Raw genomic sequence first — 15941 nt, forward strand, 5'->3', positions numbered from 1 at the left:
CAGGCAGTCAACCGTCTTAGAGTCCAGCCGCCCGACTTAGCCAGCGCTGATGCGGAGGTCCATCCATGAGCGACTCAGTCACCGACCGRACCTACCGGGAGGTCATGACCGTCGACCCACCGCCGGTGAGCACACCTTTCGAGCAGGCGACCCGTGATTTCGTCTTCGGCCAGGTGTGGTCGCGCCCCGGGCTGAGCCGCCGCGACCGGCGCCTGGTCACGCTGACCTGTGTCGCGGCAGCGGACGCCCCCCAGCCGATCGACGACCACGTCTACGCCGCGCTGGGCAGCGGTGACCTCACGCTGCCGGAGTTGCTGGAGTTCGTCCTGCACTTCGCCGTGTACTGCGGCTGGCCCAAGGCGTCCCACGTCGAGGGGGTGATCCGCCGGCAGTGGGCCCGCCTCCAGACCGAACGTGACGAACCGGTGACGCCCTGGCCCGCGCTGGACAACGCCACTCTCGGCCCGAACGACTGGGACGCCCGGCTCGAACGCGGCGTCAAGGAGTTCATCGACGTCAACCTGCTCCCCGCCCCGCCGCCCGACACGCCGTACACCCATGCCGGCATCCTCAGCTACGTCTTCGGGCACCTCTGGCAGCGCCCGGGCCTGACCCGCCGCGATCGCCGGGTCATCACCGTCGCCTGCGTTGCCATCGACGACTCCCCCATGCCCCTGCAGACACACGTCGGCTCCGCACTCGGATCAGGCGATATCACCAAACCGGAGATGGACGAGATCGCCCTGCACTTCTCCGTCTACTACGGCTTCGCCAAGGGCGAGGCCCTCCAGGCCAGCGCCGATGCCGGCTGGGCCCGGCTACAAAGCTGAACCCACCCGGCACACCTCCACCGCGGGCCACCGCAAGTCAGAAGTCGCTGATTGCTCTGGCGGCAGAGCAGCCACGTGGCCCGGTGACCGGAGTCGCCCTGATGGCCGATCCCCTGCCGACGCCGTCGGGCACCGTTTCGTCGCGCACCGCAAGAGATCGGAGGTGGGTCGGTGAGAGTCGGTGCCGCGGAGGTGGACCGAGTGGAAGAGCAGACCTTCCGCGCCTCGCTCAGCGCGATCACCCAGGACGAGGCGCTCCTCGACCGACGGGTAGGCCCACTGCCTCCCGGGTTCTGGGACCGCGCCTCGGGCGTGTTCCAGTTCTCGTGCCACAGCTGGCTCCTGCGGGTAGACGGCCTGGTCGTCGTCGTGGACCCGTGCACCGGGAATGGGCGCCGGCTGGGGCAGGCACCCGTCTTCGACGACCTTGACACGCCCTTCCTTGAACGGCTGGCGGCAGCGGGGGCACCGGCCGAGAAGGTCGACCTGGTGTTCTCCACCCATCTGCACCACGACCACTGCGGCTGGAACGTGCGGCTGGACGAAGAACGCTGGGTCCCGACCTTCCCGAACGCGGTCTACCTCTTCGCCGAGCAGGAGTACCGGCGCTGGGACCCGGCGAACCCGTCCCGGCACCCAAACGCGTTCAACCCGAACGTCTTCGACCAGTGCGTGCGGCCAGTGGTGGCAGCCGGGCAGGCCGAGCTCGTGGYGCTGCCGTACCGGGTATCACCCAGTTTGACGATCGAGCCGGCCGCGGGACACACCACCGGGCACGCCATGATGGGCCTGGTGTCCGAGGGCATACGCGCCTACTTCACCGGCGACGCCTTCCACCACCCAGTCCAGTTCACCCGGCCGGAACTGCACCTTCCAGGCTGCGACGACCTGGCCACGGCAATCGAAACCCGCAGATCCGTGGTGCGACGCCTCCAGGAAGAAGCAGCGTTCGTCCTGCCAGCCCATTTCCCGTCACCACACTACGGCCGGCTAGGTCTCGACGACAACGAGGTCTGCTTCATACCCGGTGGAGCAGCGTGAAACATCGCCAGTCGCCGTAGGCCTTCCCACTCCTCTTCAGATCACCTCAAATCCCCCATACCGTCCGGCGACCATCTTGCTCACGACCATCAACAGCGAATCAGCCGGTGTCGGCAAATCCGAAAAAGCGAGTCCGTGAGCCGCCAGCCGCTCTCCCCCTAGATACTCGCTGGCAACAGGTCTTCGCGGAGAGTTTTGCTTCGACTCCAGTTCCGGCCGGTGCGTCCCTTCTCGTCGCTGCGCTGGTCGACGTAGGCGTACTCCCATACCGAACCGGCGGGCCAGAGGCGGCCCGCCGGCCGGCAGCCCTCGTGCCCGGCGAGCGCCCTCAGCGCTACGACCCAGGCGATCAGGAACAACCCTGCGCGCATTCCTCACGGCCGACCATTGCGCAAGTCGCCGCGAGCGAACTGAAACCCAAACAGGCGTCACCCCAACGAGCCGCCGGCCCACGCGGGCGAACACCACGGCGATCTTCACAGTTGCTCGCCATCCGACGAAAGGACAAAGACATGTCGCACACTCGCCACCTGACCAGCCGACGGGCAGGCACCCGGCCACCCTCGGCCGTCGCATCCATGCGAGCATCCACCCACCCGATCCGGTTACGGCTCGCCGGCGTCGCCGTCCTGGCCGCGAGCCTGGCCTTCGTCTCGGCCTGCGGCGGCTCCGACGACAACGGCCCCACCCCCACGGCAAGCGGCTCCGCGGGTCCCGTGGACATCCTTGGCCCGATCGACAAGGCGACCGGCGCGCCGGTCAAGATCGGCGTGATCACGGAAGGCTCCAGCCCGACCGCCGATCACACCAACGACAAGCGGGTCATTCCGGCCGTCGTCAAGTACCTCAACGAGCACAAGGGCGGGATCGGCGGCCGGCCCATCGAGGTGACGGTCTGCGAGACCCTCAGCGATCTGTCCAAGGCCGCCGACTGCGGCAGCCAGATGGTCGACGACGGCGTCGCCGCGGTCCTCATCGGCACCTCCGCCGTCGTCGAGGCCGCCTGGAAGCCGCTGAACGATGCCAAGATCCCCGTCATGCTCTACAGCTCGGGCGACCCGACCCTGCTGGCCAGTCCGACGACCTTCGTGCTGGCCAACCCGACCTTCGGCTTCGTCGACCTCGCGATCCAGGTCGCCAAGGACGCGGGCAACAAGAAGGTCTCCGCGATCGTCGTCGACGTCCCCGCAGCCCTGCACTCCGCGCAGGAGGTTGCCCCGCCCCTGTTCCAGAAGGCCGGCATCGGCTACGAACTCGTCCGCGTCGCACCCGGCACTGCGGACATGACGCCCCAGATGCAGCAGATCGCCGACAACGGCTCCGACCAGGTCTTCATCATCGGAAACGACGCGTTCTGCATCAGCGCCATGAACGGCCTGGGGGCCGTCGGCTTCACCGGCACCATCAGTGGCATCTCCCAGTGCATCACCGACGCCACCCGCAAGTCAGTCGCCAGCACCACCCTCAAAGGGATGGTCATCAGCGCCAGCGCGCCGATCGGCCCAGACAGCCCCTCCATGCGGCTCTTCACGAAGGTCGCCGAGACCTACGGCAAGGACATCGACCTCAGCAACCAGGACGGCATGATCATGTTCATGCTCATCGCCGGCCTCCAGACAGCGACACAGGGCATCACCGGCGACATCACCCCGGCGACCATCACCACGACCATCAAATCGATGAAGGAGACCGAGCTTCCCGGCGGCGGCGGCATCAATTTCCGCTGCAACGGCAAAGCCGTCACCGATTCTCAAGCCGTCTGCGTCCGCGGCGGACTGTCAACTACCCTCGACGACAAGGGCCAGCCCGCCGCATACAAGGTCCTCGCCAACACCCCCATTCCCGACTAACGTCCCACCCAGGCCGGAGGGCGGGCACCGCTTCACCACCCGCCCTCCGCTCGCCATCACCACATCACCCGCGACAAGCCGCCACTGGCGACGGCGCGGCCCCAGGCTGTTCCATCACCGGCTGACCTCTTGTGTCGAGGTGTCGAACATGAATTCGGTGCCGCTGCGCCGCTACGTAGCCAGGTTGGCCTAGCCAACCTGCTCGGAACCCAACCACGCGTCGGCTACGAGGTCGGAGCGTGGCGCTCTCGGGGCGCATCCGCTCGCTGGTCATCGAGGATGAGCTTTATGAGTTCCACCATCGACAGATAAAGCCAGAAGATCCAGTCGAGATAGAAATCATCATAGTCACGTTTCTGTCTCGCGTCCTGGTGGCGGATGTGAAAGTTGTTCGCGATGTCGAACAAGGCGCCGCGGTCCGACTTGGCCAAAGGCGTCTGCCAGTATGCCGTGGCGGCGCTCTTCGATCACCAGGGCCAGGGCCGCAACCGCGGAGCGCTTCTGGTGCCGTCCAGCCTCGCGGCCTCGGAACAGCGAGATCGCGTGGCGGACTTGCTCGTCCTGCTCGCTTGTGTCACGGGTCAGCAGTGACCGAACAAGCTGCGCACGGGCATCGTCGGTCACCCCGACCAGTCGGCCGACATCGGCGCCTTCATCTGCCAGGCGATAGGGAACGTCCGCGCCGCGTAGGAGACTGTTCACGCGCCAGCGATACACCGCACGACCTGAACCAAGATCCCATTCGCAATGGGGCCAGTCGCACTCGTTGTACGAATGGAGATCCCGTGGCCGTGGCCGTGGCCGTGGCCGTGCGACGAAATCGTGCAGGACCTCGATCATTTGGAAGAGGTTCTCCCGGTCGGCGGCCAGCATCTCGGGGTCGATCGGCCACATGGTCGGCCCGCCGAACGGTCCTTCGACCAAGGTGGCGGGCGACGGGCCGTACGGGTTGTCGATACAGTCCTTGCCGAATCGCCGCTCGAAGTAACCCGAGACTTCGAACTCACGGACAGGATCCACGTGGCGGCGCGCCAATGCATCGACGCTCGGGTGAGCAGGTCGGTGCGGCCAACGGGTCCGTTCGCGCCAATAGGGAGTTTGCGGGGTGGATCTTCGTGCAGCTCGCTGGCGCTCCCCATGAGGTGGCGCAGAAAAGCCTGCTTCGTCGTCAAGCCCTGCGCCCGACGCGGCGCGGACGACCCGTATCCGTAACCAGGTTCACTGAGTTCTCGGAAGTCCACACCGCCGCTTCCCGTCCATCGCGGCGCCGTGCCCTCTCGAAAAGGATCGCGATCGACTCCCCAGTTGATCAGTCAGGAGCTCGCGGGGTGGGGCCTGACGAGGGAAGATCATGTTCTTCTGAGGGCATCGAGGTGGTCGTGCGCCCAGGTCCTGAAGCTGGTGGCCGGACGTTTCAGGAGCCGGGTCACGTCGTCGGTGAGGATGGCGTTGTGTCCTGCCCGCGCCCACCTGGAGCCGGTGATGACGACGTCGACGACGGAGCTGTCGATTCCGGACGCGAGCATCTGGTCCCGCGCGATGTCGAGAGGCACGTCTACGGCCGTGACGGGGTGGCCGAGCAGCTCTTGGAGCTGGGAGGCCTGGTCGGGCACGGTGAGCAGGTCCGGGCCGGTCAGGGTGTAGGTCCGACCCGCATGCGCAGAGGAGAGCAGGGTCTCGACGGCGACCGCGGCCACGTCGCGGGGGTCGACGACGCCCTGCTTGCCGTCGCCCGTCAGGTTGGGGGCGGGGTTTCCGGATTCGATCGGCTGGGCCCAGTGCAGGACGTTCGAGGCGAAGGTGGACGGCCGTAGCACCGTCCAGGCCATGCCACTGTCGCGCACCGCCCACTCCGCCCGCTGGTGCCAGGCTCCCACTGTTCTGTTGTGGTCGTCGATTTCACCGGTCCCGATGGCGGACAACTTCACGATCCGACCCACACCGGCCGCCGCCGCGGCGTCAAGCAGGGCCATGTCATGGTGGGGCGAGGGTGACGCGGGCGCGGTCAGCAGGAAGACGCTGTCGGCTCCGGCGACCGCCGGAGGAAGGGACGCGGGGTCGTCGAAGTCGGCCTGCGCGATGTCCACGCCAAGCGAGGTGGGAATCCTCGCGGGGTCCCGTGTCATCGCGCGGACCGCCTCGCCCCTGGCGGCCAGGAGCCGGAGAACCTCGCGGCCCACGGTGCCGGTGGCACCGGTAACAAGGATCATGTGGACCACGGTGGCAGTGTGGACACCGCCGCCGCTAGGACGTTTCGGCACTCCCCGTCCGCGTGGGCACCGCGGCTGTTCGCGCCGCGCAGGCTTCTACCGTAGGGACGGTGAACGACGACTCAGAACATGTTGTCCCACTGTCGGCCGCCCTACGACCGTGGATTTCCCAGATGAGCACCGCCGCCGGCGGCGACCCCGCTCGCCCGGTCCGGACCGACGTACCGGACGCCGCCACGGCGCTGGTCGTCCGGGAGGGTGGCGCCGGTGTCGAACTCATGGTCATGGGGCCCCGCACCCAGGCCGCGTACTTCGCGGTGAAGCGGGTACCTTTCTGCGTCAAGCTTCGGATGCGGCCCGGCTGGGCTTGGGCGCTGCTGGGTGTCCCGCCGCGCGGGCTTGTCGACCGGGCCGTCCCGTTGAGCGACCTTTGGGGTGCGGCAGGCGACCGGCTCGCCCGCGACCTGTCCGACGTCGGGCCGGATCCCACCGCGGTCGCCGTGCGGCTGGAGGAGGCGCTGAGGCTCCAGGTGTCCACCCGACCGCGCCACGACCTGGCCCGCGGCGAGCTCGTAAACAGCGCGGCCACCGCCCTGACCTCCCCGGCGCTCCCAGCATCGCGGCAGGTACGGACGACTGCCGAGCGCCTCAACATCAGCGAGCGGCACCTGCGCAACCTGTTCACCGACGCCGTCGGCATCCCGCCCAAACACGTCGCTCGGATCGAGCGGCTACGACGTGTGCTGACGGGCGCCAGCCAGCGGTCCTGGACCCACCTCGCCGCCGAAGCCGGCTACTACGACCAGTCCCACATGACCGCCGAGTTCCGCCGCATGATGGGAGTACCTCCCGGAGCGTTCATCACCGGACAACTACCCGCAGCTACACCCTGTCACGAGTAGGCCGTTAGCTGCCCCATCACCACCCTCACGACTTTCGCCTTCGGCGCGACTCCTACCAGGCCTACGGAACACCTATTCGACTCGGTAGATGACGTTGAGCTGCGGCGCGGCCTTTCCGGCGTCAGCGAGAAGATGCTCATCCAGCACCTGCGCGAGATGGAGGAGGACAGCCTGGTCCACCATGAGGTGTATCGCGAGGTCCCACCCGGGTCGAGTACTCCCTCACCGAGCACAGCACGTCACTCAACGAGGCCCTCCGCCCGCTGGGTGAGTGGGGGAAACGACGTCGCGAGCGCCTCGCCACCGAGGACGCGCTCGCATCCGCGTAACCAGCCGCGCCTCGCTGCCCGCGATCCCCACGATAGGTATCTCATGCCACCCGTGTCGGCTCTACCGCGCCGAGACCGGCCGCCTGGTCGAGATCCCGTCGCCGGCCCAGCTCCGCGCGATGCTTGACCTGCCGGCCGGACCGTAAGCCCGTCGCGTAGTTGAGCCGCGGCCGAGCGGTGCCGCGCGTCCTCACGGGCCCACGGCGCTCTCGTCCTGGACCGCCCTTCAGGCGGCCAGCCAGGAGTGCTCGCCGCTGCGGGCGGTGGATGATCCCCGTTCGGGACGACCCACCACTTGATCAGGTCGTCGGCAGCCTGGGCGCCCTCGGTACCGCTCGAGACATACAGCAGCCTGGGCGGACCGAGGTTCAGAGCTTGGCGAGCAGGCCGTTCATGTCGCCGATCTCAGCGGTCTGGCTGGTCCTGATGCTGGCGGCGAGTTGCTTGGCCGGGCCGTAGCGGCCGTCGCGATCCTCGGTGGTTGCCATGGTCACCGCACCCTTGTGGTGAGTGATCATCATGGTCAGGAACATCCGGTCGAAGTCCCGTCCGGACGCGGCGGCCAGTTTCGCCAGGTCCTCGTCGCCCATCATCCCGGGCATCCCCGGGCCGCTCGACGGGCTTGCGGTCGCCATCGGCATGCCGCTCATGGACATGCCCCCGTTCATCGACATCCCGCTGTGCATGGGCATCCCGCTGTGCATGGGCATGGTGGACGCGCCGCCCATGGTCATTCCGCCCGTCCTGGTGGGAGCGGTGGGGGCAGCGGTTGGCTCGCGCCAGCTGTGGAGCCAACCGGCCACGGTGGTGATCTCCGGGTTCTGCGCCTTCGCGATCCGGACGGCGAGCTTCTTGACCTGGGGTGAGGAGGCCCGGGTCGCGGCGAGGTCGGCCATCTCGATCGCCTGCCGATGATGGGCGATCATGTTCTGGGCGAAGGTGACGTCCGCCGCGTTGTGGTCGGAACCGGCGGCGGAGGAATGGCTGGCAGCCGCGGCGCCGGCCTGTGTTCCGCCGCTACAGGCGGTCACCGTCGTGGCGGCCAGCAGGGCAGCAGAGATCGCGAAGAGTCGCTTCATGGGTCTTCTTCCTCAGAAGGAGGTCTGTAGGCCACGTGGGCGGGACACGTCGCGGTCCCGCGCGGCGCGAAACCGCGGCGCGGGGCAGGGACGGGTTGGTTACAGACGAAGCGCGCAGAGCGAGGACAACGTGCGGGCGCGTGGCGGACGCCGCCATCTGGGTGGCCCTCGCCGCCGGATCGACGACAGTACGGCGCCCGCAGGACTCTGACGGGTGACGCAGGTTAGGCCTGCCAGCAGTCGCCGCCCTGCCAACAGCGGCCCGGTATAGCGGAGTCCGCCATGGACATCAGACCGCCGTGGCCGCTGCAGCCATCGGCGTCACACCGGAGCCAGGACCTGTGCGGCACGGCTCGCCATGCGTCGCTGATCGTTAAGACGTCCGAGAGTKGTGGCGCGGTCCGGGCCATGGAGGTGGTCAGGCCGGTCGCGACCCGGGCGAACGCAGGAATGGCCGTGGCCGCGCTGGAAGCGGGTGTGGGCCGCGGATTGGTCGACGGCCGGCCGTGCATCAGAGGGAGTCCGAGCAGTACCGCGCCGACCAGCAGCAAGGTCCGCGCCTGCGCGAGACCCGCGCTGCCGGCGTGGCCGGGCGTGCTCTCCACGCCCGCCATTCTCACCAACAGCTGCCCTGGGCGCCCGACGGAATCCACCCGCACGCGTCGCGTCTTGGGCCCGTCCGCGGTCCGGTCCTCGGCGCAGGACGGGAGCGTCTCGGGATCATCGGGAGACTACGGCCGGTACTACTATTGGTGCCGATGGAGCAGGAGTCGAGGGCGATGTCCACGGCGCCCGCCGCCGTCCCGTCCGGCTCATGCCAGGCGGGCTGGCCTCTTCCGGCGCTGACGTCGAGCCAGAACCGCTGGGCGCCGTGGTTCGGCGCGCTGGCGAGCKGGCTCGCGGTCGCCGCGCTGCTCCTGGGTCTGGTCGTGATGCACGCCGGCCTGGCTCCAGCGATGCCCGACGAGCCGGGCATGACAGCCGGTGCCGGCGCGAGCGCGATGTCGATGCGCGGCGCGGCCCCTGACGACTCGGCGGCATCGATGGCCGACGGGGCGACCGTGCGGCCCGTCGGAGAGCATCCGGTCGAGGCAACAGCGGGGTCCGTGCTCGCCGCGGCGGCGGTTCCCGGGAGCGCGGGCGCCGGGGGGATGCTGGGGCACGCCGGCGGGATGATGTGCCTCGCGGTGCTGACGCTGTTCGCGCTGTCCCTCGTACTGTCCCTGCGCCGAGGTGGCCGGTGGGTCGCGGCGCAGCCCGCGGACCTCCCGGCGCCCGCCCGCAGCACGAGCTGGGCGGCGCAGCGACCACCACCCTCGTCCGCCGCGCTCGCGCGGCTGGGAGTCCTGCGGACGTGAGGGCGGATCACGGTATTCCGATGCCCTGATCCGATCAGTCCGGGCAGCTGGCTGGACCTGTCCGTCGTCCGGTCATGCCTGGATTTCCCTCGTCTGGAGAACCAGCATGTCTTCCCAAGCCCCGCCGTCGGCCCGGCCCGCTCGGGCCGCCTCCCGCGCGTCGCGCCGCCGCCGTCGCCGGACGCGGCCGCTCACCGTCGTCGGCGTTCTCGCCGCCGTCGCGCTCGCCGCGGCGACCGCAGCAGTCGTCACCCACCTCACCGGCAGCCCGACCAGCAGCGGCCAGCTGGTAGCGCCGTCCTCGGAGGCRGTGCTCACCGCCGAACGCGCCCGCGCGACAACCGGGCGCACCGTGAGCAGGACCATCACCGCCCGACCGGCGACGGTCGACCTCGGCGGGCGCGGCGTGAACACCTGGACGCTCGACGGCACGGTGCCCGGCCCCGAGCTGCGAGTCCAGCCCGGCGACCGGCTTCGCCTGACGTTGCGCAACCAGCTGCCGGTCGCGACCTCGCTGCACTGGCACGGCCTGGAACTGCGCAACGACATGGACGGCGCACCCGGAGCCGCGGGTTCCGAGATCCCGCCTGGTGGCTCGTTCACCTACGACTTCACGGTGCCCTCACAGCCAGGCACCTACTTCTTCCACAGCCACGTCGGCACCCAGCTCGACACCGGGCTGTACGCGCCGCTGATCGTCGAGGACCCGGCCGCGCCCCGCGACTACGCCACCGACGCGGTCCTCATGTTCGACGACTGGACCGACGGCCTGGGCCGCTCCCCCGACCAAATCCTCGCCGACCTGAAGGCCGCCGGGATGGCGGGCATGACCGGCATGAGCGGCCAGGGCGACATGCCGGGGATGGACATGGGCGGCATGGACATGGGCGGCGGGCAGGCGAGCCCGCTCGGCGCCGACGCCGGTGACGTGGCCTACCCCGCCTACCTGGTCAACGGCCGCGTGCCTGAGAACCCCTACGTGCTGTCCGCCCGGCCGGGGCAGCGGATCCGGCTCCGGCTGGTCAACGCCGGCTCGGACACGGTGTTCCGGTTCGGCGTCGGCGGCCATCGGCTCACGGTCGTCGCGGCGGACGGCCGGCCGGTCAAGCCGGTGGACGTCGACACCCTGCTGATCGCGATGGGCGAGCGCTACGACRTCGAGATCACCGCGGGCACCGGGGTCTTCCCGCTCATGGCCGCCCCCGAGGGCAAGGACGGCATGGCGATGGCCGTCCTGCGCACATCCCCCGGACCCATGCCCAACCCGGCCGCCCGGCCGGCGGAGCTCAATGGCCTGCTCCTGACCTACCGCGACCTCTACCCGACCCCCGAGGACGCTCTGCCGGCCCACGCACCCAACCAGGTGATCACGCTACGGCTGGGCGCGGACCCGACCGACTACCGCTGGACGATCAACGGCAGGTCGTTCGGCGACGCCGACGGCGACCCGTCGACCAACCATCCACCCGAGCTTCGGGTTCACCAGGGTGAACGCATCCGGATCCTCTTCCAGAACGCCACCATGATGTCTCATCCCATGCACATCCACGGCCACACCTTCGCCGTTGAGGCGCCGACCTCGAACGGCGTACGCAAGGACACCGTGCTCGTCCCCGCGATGGGCACGGTCACCGTCGACCTCGACGCCGACAACCCCGGCCAGTGGATGATCCACTGCCACAACGCCTACCACGCGGCGGCCGGCATGATGACCATCCTGTCCTATACCACCTGACCGCAACCCCATGTCGGCTCGCCGGAGCGCCAGCGGTCCGCTGAGCCGACAAAGGAGCAAGGATGCGCGCCAGCCGGCCGGCGCCGCTAGCCGGCTGGCGCGCCGATCGCGCCCACGTGATGGTGAGCCGGCCGCGACCGGTCAGCGCCTCGGTTGGCCGTCAGTGTTTGACAAGGCGGTCGGCCGTCTCACGGAGGGCGGCGAGGCGGGCGCGGTACTCCTTTTCGTCGATCTCGCCGCGGGCGAAGCGCTCGGCGAGGATCTGCTCAGGGGACGGGCCGGCAGGCCCACCGGTGGCCGCGGGCCCGGCGGGTGGCGGCGTCGGGGGACGACCGCGGTCGCCTGCCTGGGTCAGCGCCCGTACTACCAGTACCGCTCCGATGATGAGCACAGCCCAGAACAGCAGCATGCCCAGGGACATGGCGAACCAGCCCCAGCCACCCATGCCATGGCCGTCATGCCAGTACATCATCACTGTCACCTCCCGGAGCGAGTGGACGGACGGTCCGAATGGCGCCTTCGCCGCGCTCCCTCCTTCTTCCAGGATGCGGCGGTTCGCGCCGGAGTGCAGGTGCTGGACGGCCTGACGCCACCAGGTCAATCCGCTCACCGCCGCGCACCCAGCCGCCCGCCTGGTCAGCTCGACGACCGGGCGTCGCTGGCCGGCGCCAGGTGCAGTGGTAGCTGTGGTCACGGTCTTCGCGGTGACCTTGTGATCGTGAAGCCACCGCGCGGGGGCTCAGCCGTGGTGGGCCTGTACCGCCGCGTGGACGGCGGCGACCTGTTGGAAGACCAAGCCAGATTGATCGATAGATCGCCGATCCGACGGCGCCGGAGGCGATCTGGCGAAGGCGCGGGTCCCAGGCGAGGTCCGCCAGCCCCGCAGAGGAGACGGCGCGGGGTCGAGCCGCGGACCTGCCCGTCTCGGCCGCGGCGGCGCTGGCCGGAGCTGATGGCGGACGCGATCAGCGAGGTCCAGGTCGCCGCCCGGACCAGGACCCGGGGTCACCGGGCTCCCGGCCACCCGACTCCCGACCTGGCGACACGCCGACGGCGCCGCCCACGGTTCGTCTGCCTGCCGGGCTCCAGCCTCGGTCCGCGTCCGCCAAGCCCGATACGGCGGCGCCATGATGCAGGCAGGCGTCGAACGAGTAGGCGCCGGCACCGACGATCAGCAGAAACAGGCTGCCACACAACTGCGCGAGATCCACCCGGGCTTCGTGGAGGAAGTCCCCCCAGCCGGACTCGCCTTTGAACAGCGCCGAACCGCCCCACAGGATCGGAATCTTAGTAACGATCAGGGCACACGTCATGTTCACGACCATCGGTATCGCGGCGAGCCGGGTCAGCAGCCCGACCAGAAGCAGCGTCCCGCAAACGATCTCCAACACACCGGTGAACGGCGCGAAGAAGCCGGGCGCGGGGATACCGATCTTGTCGAAACGGCCGGTACCCAGCGTGTGAGGACGCACGAACTTCAGGATTCCCTCGGTAAGGAACACCACGCCCACGTAAAAGCGGATGAGAACCGTCGCGGCCGTCACGTCCGTCGCGACCAGCCAGGTCCACCAGCCAGGCCCCGGCGTCATCCGGAAATTCCTTCCAAGCGGAGTCATACCCGACCTCCTCACCGTCCTCCGGCACCGGCGCTGGCTCGAACCCGCGCCCATCCTGCGCCGTGGCGCCGTCCGCGACCGGTGCATCCGCCACGCACCCTGCCCGGTCGCCGTCATCCACCACCACCGCGCATGAACACGCAGAAGCTGTTCGGGCCATCGCCCAGTCGTCCCTCGGGACCCCGTCCGAACCGATCTCGGCAACCCCGGCCATCGAGCGTCGTCCCTGTTCAGAGCACGTTTGGCGACCGGCCGGATGGTGATCTGGCTTGACTCGAGGCGTTCGTTCTCGGGGCGGCGAGTCGTCAGGGCGCCGTGGTGCTGACTCGTCCGGTTCGGACCGCCTCGACCAGCGCGGCGTGGTCGGCCTCGTTCTGGTCGGCGTACGCCTCTGCGAAGCGAGCGACCGCCCGGTCGAACCCCGCGCCGGTGCCCAGGTAGGACGCGATCGCGATGCGGTCGCCCGACCGTGCGTGGGCCCGCGCGAGGGTGGCGGCGCACAGACGTCCGAACAGGGCCATCCCGTCGGGGTCCATGCTCTCCGTCTCTGCGATGCCCTTCCAGTCCTGCAGCTGCCGGACGTAGAAGTCGCGCTGCCGCCCGTCGAGGCCTTCCACTCGCTGCCAGCCGAGGAAGATGTCGCTGGCGGCCTGGATGAGGCGTTGCCCGACAACGACCCGTTCGCCCTGGTTGCCGTACTCGCTCCCGGGCAAGTGATCCGCGAGGACCGATGTCCCCGCTTCCTTGATCTGCAGCAGGAGCGGGTCGCCGTCGTCGCGGCCGAGCAGCAGCGCAGCCCAACAGCGGGTGCCCACGCTGCCGACACCGACGACCTTGCGAGCGAAGTCCACGAGACGGTACTGGGCGAGCAGTCTGCGTCGGTCGGCCGACAGCGTCGCGGAGTACCGGTCCACGATCGAGCTCAGCCATCCCATCAGCAGCTCCCGTTCTCTCGCCGCCTCCAGCTCGCCGATCGGGACGAGTAGCGGCGGGTCGGACGCGAAACGTCGTTCGCCGTCCACAAGCTTGGTCAGCTTGGTGAACGCCCGCAGCTGGTCGCGCGATCGGGCGCGCGACGTCGCCCGTGACAGGCGTTTGGAACTCCCCCGGCCCAGCACGTCCGCAAACCGTGTAACCAGGTCGTCGACATCGACATGCGCGTACCAGACGTCGAGGTTGGTCATCGCCGCGAACCGGTGCATCCACATCCGATAGGCCCTGACCGCCGCGGTCACGATGTCGCGCCGTTCGACCGGCCCGAAGCCGTTGGCACGGCCAGCGATGACCAGACTGGTGGCGAACCGCTTCACGTCCCACTCCCAGGGGCCGGGAAGGGTCTCGTCGAAGTCGTTGATATCGAATACCAGGCGTCGTTCAGGGGAGGCGAGCAGCCGGAAGTTCAGCATGTGCGCGTCGCCACAGAGCTGGACGGAGATACCCGACGTCGGAGTCCTGGCGAGATCCGCCGCCATGATCGCGGCGGCGCCTCGATAAAATCTGAACGGCGATTCAGCCATCCGCTGGTAGCGGATGGGAACGAGCTCGGGCAGGCGGTGCCGCGACTGCTGGTCCACCGCGTCGATCGGATCGGCCCGATCCGGCGCCGGTTCATACTCCGCGTGGGTCCGGCGCGGGGCTTGGGCCCGTGYGGTCCGTCCCCGAGCCGCGCGCTCCGCCGGACTCAGCGGAGCACCGTCAGGCATTCCTTCGGCTGACCGCGGCCGGGAGCGGCGCCCGGGAGCGTGTCTCACAGCAGCCGTCATATTCGACCTCTCGCGGGCCTCCACGGTGTGACTCATGGTCGCCTCCGTACAAAGTCCTACTGGGTTCCTGAATGGGCGGGTGTCGAGGAATCCTCCACCGCGGTCTCGGCAGTCGTATCGCCCAGAAGCGGACGCAGCCATTGGGCCGCGGGATCGGCGTCGATGAGCAGAGCCTTGGCCAGCAGGGTCATCGGAACCGCCAGCAGTGCTCCGAGCGGGCCGAGGACGAACGCCCAAAACACCAAGGACAGGAAGGTCAGGGTCGCGGACAGCCTCACCACGTTGCCGACGACCTTGGGCTGGATGAACGACTGCACGACCATGTTGATAGATGAGTAGACCGCCACGACCCAGAGCATGCGGCCCACACCGCCCTCGAGCAGGCCGAGCAGCGCGGGTGGGATCAGTCCCACCACGAACCCGATGTTGGGGATGTAGTTGGTGATAAACGACAGCAGCCCCCACAACAGTGGCAACGGGATCGCCAGCCATTGCAGAGCCARCGCGTCGAGCACGGCGACGATCAGCCCGAAAAGCGAAGACACGGCCAGATAGCGGCGCGTGTTGCGGGCGAATTCCCGCAATGCCCCCACGACGAGCGGCCGCGACTCGGCTACCACGTCGAGCCGGCGAGCAAACAGGTCGCAGTCGATTGCCAGGAAAAACACTATCGTGACCAGGAACACCAGGTTGGACCCCGCCGAGGTCAGCCCGGAAAGGATGTCGTGCAGCACGCCGGAGAGTTTGGTCAGGTCGAGCCGACCGACCGTGGCGCTGGCTTGTTCCGGCTGGACACCGAGGTCCTCAAGCCACTGGGCGGCCTGGTTCAACAGCTTGTCGAACTGGGTGCGGTAGTCCGGCAGCAGCGTGATCAGCCGGGCGGCCGACCCGACCAGGGCTACCACCAAGCCGACCAGAATCGTATATATCGTCGCCATCGCCGCGACCACGCCGACCCACCCGGGCACCCCACGCCGGCGCAGGCCTGTCTGCAATGGGTGCACCGTGACGACGAGAACCAGTGCCAGAAACGCTGGTCCGAGTGTGTCCCGGAAGGCTCGAAATCCGGCCGTGACGACGGTCAGTGACGCCAGTCCCAGCAAAATCACCACAGGGCGTGCCAGCGATCCTTTTAGGGCATCGCTCGACGACATCCGCACCGTGTCTTCAACCCTTCCGCGATTGATCGCGCGGCGTCGGTCGCGGTGACCGGCGCGGAATCCGGCAA

Annotated in this window: 13 protein-coding genes and 1 pseudogene; 7 read left to right on the forward strand and 7 right to left on the reverse strand. The window is 68.9% G+C overall.

Going from position 1 to position 15941, the window contains the following annotated elements; translation table 11 throughout:
- Positions 1–65 precede the first annotated feature (65 nt).
- From BCD49_RS31220 to BCD49_RS31235, 3 genes are all read left to right on the forward strand, one after another.
- The gene (locus BCD49_RS31220) at positions 66–830 is read left to right on the forward strand and encodes a carboxymuconolactone decarboxylase family protein (protein WP_007510321.1); all 765 of its coding nucleotides are present in this window, start codon (positions 66–68) and stop codon (positions 828–830) included.
- Between the two features lie 201 nt (positions 831–1031).
- Positions 1032–1871 carry an MBL fold metallo-hydrolase gene (locus BCD49_RS31225; protein ID WP_071042219.1) on the forward strand — a complete coding sequence of 280 codons (840 nt, stop codon included), beginning with the start codon at positions 1032–1034 and terminating at the stop codon, positions 1869–1871.
- A 512-nt stretch (positions 1872–2383) separates the two neighbouring features.
- The gene (locus tag BCD49_RS31235; protein ID WP_007510317.1) at positions 2384–3721 is read left to right on the forward strand and encodes an ABC transporter substrate-binding protein; all 1338 of its coding nucleotides are present in this window, start codon (positions 2384–2386) and stop codon (positions 3719–3721) included.
- A 348-nt stretch (positions 3722–4069) separates the two neighbouring features.
- Here the strand turns inward: BCD49_RS31235 and BCD49_RS43280 are convergent, their stop codons facing one another.
- Both BCD49_RS43280 and BCD49_RS31245 read right to left on the reverse strand, forming a co-directional pair.
- Positions 4070–4741 carry a hypothetical protein gene (locus BCD49_RS43280; protein WP_131803594.1) on the reverse strand — a complete coding sequence of 224 codons (672 nt, stop codon included), beginning with the start codon at positions 4739–4741 and terminating at the stop codon, positions 4070–4072.
- 329 nt (positions 4742–5070) lie between these two features.
- Positions 5071–5931, reverse strand: a complete 861-nt coding sequence (locus BCD49_RS31245) for an NAD(P)H-binding protein (RefSeq protein ID WP_007510316.1) — start codon at positions 5929–5931, stop codon at positions 5071–5073.
- Between the two features lie 173 nt (positions 5932–6104).
- Between BCD49_RS31245 and BCD49_RS31250 the strand changes: the two genes are divergently transcribed.
- Both BCD49_RS31250 and BCD49_RS41250 read left to right on the forward strand, forming a co-directional pair.
- Positions 6105–6833: an AraC family transcriptional regulator gene (locus BCD49_RS31250; RefSeq protein WP_007510314.1), complete on the forward strand. Its 729-nt coding sequence runs from the start codon at positions 6105–6107 to the stop codon at positions 6831–6833.
- A 99-nt stretch (positions 6834–6932) separates the two neighbouring features.
- Positions 6933–7162 (forward strand): annotated as a pseudogene (locus tag BCD49_RS41250) (winged helix-turn-helix transcriptional regulator).
- A gap of 368 nt (positions 7163–7530) precedes the next feature.
- On the opposite strand, the gene BCD49_RS31255 reads toward BCD49_RS41250, so the two are convergent.
- The gene (locus BCD49_RS31255; RefSeq protein ID WP_007510312.1) at positions 7531–8241 is read right to left on the reverse strand and encodes a DUF305 domain-containing protein; all 711 of its coding nucleotides are present in this window, start codon (positions 8239–8241) and stop codon (positions 7531–7533) included.
- A 779-nt stretch (positions 8242–9020) separates the two neighbouring features.
- On the opposite strand from BCD49_RS31255, the gene BCD49_RS31265 reads away from it, so the two are divergent.
- On the forward strand, positions 9021–9599 hold the full coding sequence (locus BCD49_RS31265) for a DUF6153 family protein (RefSeq protein WP_158072978.1): 579 nt from the start codon (positions 9021–9023) through the stop codon (positions 9597–9599).
- A gap of 106 nt (positions 9600–9705) precedes the next feature.
- Positions 9706–11334, forward strand: coding sequence for a multicopper oxidase family protein (locus BCD49_RS31270; protein WP_083401803.1), 1629 nt, complete (start codon positions 9706–9708; stop codon positions 11332–11334).
- 160 nt (positions 11335–11494) lie between these two features.
- Here BCD49_RS31270 and BCD49_RS31275 read toward each other — a convergent pair whose 3' ends face one another.
- From BCD49_RS31275 to BCD49_RS31290, 4 genes are all read right to left on the reverse strand, one after another.
- On the reverse strand, positions 11495–11806 hold the full coding sequence (locus BCD49_RS31275) for an SHOCT domain-containing protein (RefSeq protein WP_007510304.1): 312 nt from the start codon (positions 11804–11806) through the stop codon (positions 11495–11497).
- A 493-nt stretch (positions 11807–12299) separates the two neighbouring features.
- Positions 12300–12878, reverse strand: coding sequence for a DoxX family protein (locus BCD49_RS31280; RefSeq protein WP_241832434.1), 579 nt, complete (start codon positions 12876–12878; stop codon positions 12300–12302).
- 377 nt (positions 12879–13255) lie between these two features.
- A complete protein-coding gene (locus tag BCD49_RS31285) occupies positions 13256–14713 on the reverse strand; it encodes a DUF2252 domain-containing protein (RefSeq protein WP_071042222.1) in 1458 nt (485 codons plus the stop codon).
- Positions 14714–14769: 56 nt separating this feature from the next.
- Positions 14770–15867, reverse strand: coding sequence for an AI-2E family transporter (locus BCD49_RS31290; RefSeq protein ID WP_027140795.1), 1098 nt, complete (start codon positions 15865–15867; stop codon positions 14770–14772).
- Between the last annotated feature and the right edge of the window lie 74 nt (positions 15868–15941).

The organism is Pseudofrankia sp. EUN1h, assembly GCF_001854645.1.
GTDB lineage: Bacteria > Actinomycetota > Actinomycetes > Frankiales > Frankiaceae > Pseudofrankia > Pseudofrankia saprophytica.

Coding starts and splice junctions, on each gene's coding strand:
- BCD49_RS31235 (WP_007510317.1), top strand. CDS start 2,384: ATGTCGCACACTCGCCACCTGACCAGCCGACGGGCAGGCACCCGGCCA.
- BCD49_RS31245 (WP_007510316.1), bottom strand. CDS start 5,931: ATGATCCTTGTTACCGGTGCCACCGGCACCGTGGGCCGCGAGGTTCTC.
- BCD49_RS31250 (WP_007510314.1), top strand. CDS start 6,105: ATGAGCACCGCCGCCGGCGGCGACCCCGCTCGCCCGGTCCGGACCGAC.
- BCD49_RS31255 (WP_007510312.1), bottom strand. CDS start 8,241: ATGAAGCGACTCTTCGCGATCTCTGCTGCCCTGCTGGCCGCCACGACG.
- BCD49_RS31275 (WP_007510304.1), bottom strand. CDS start 11,806: ATGATGTACTGGCATGACGGCCATGGCATGGGTGGCTGGGGCTGGTTC.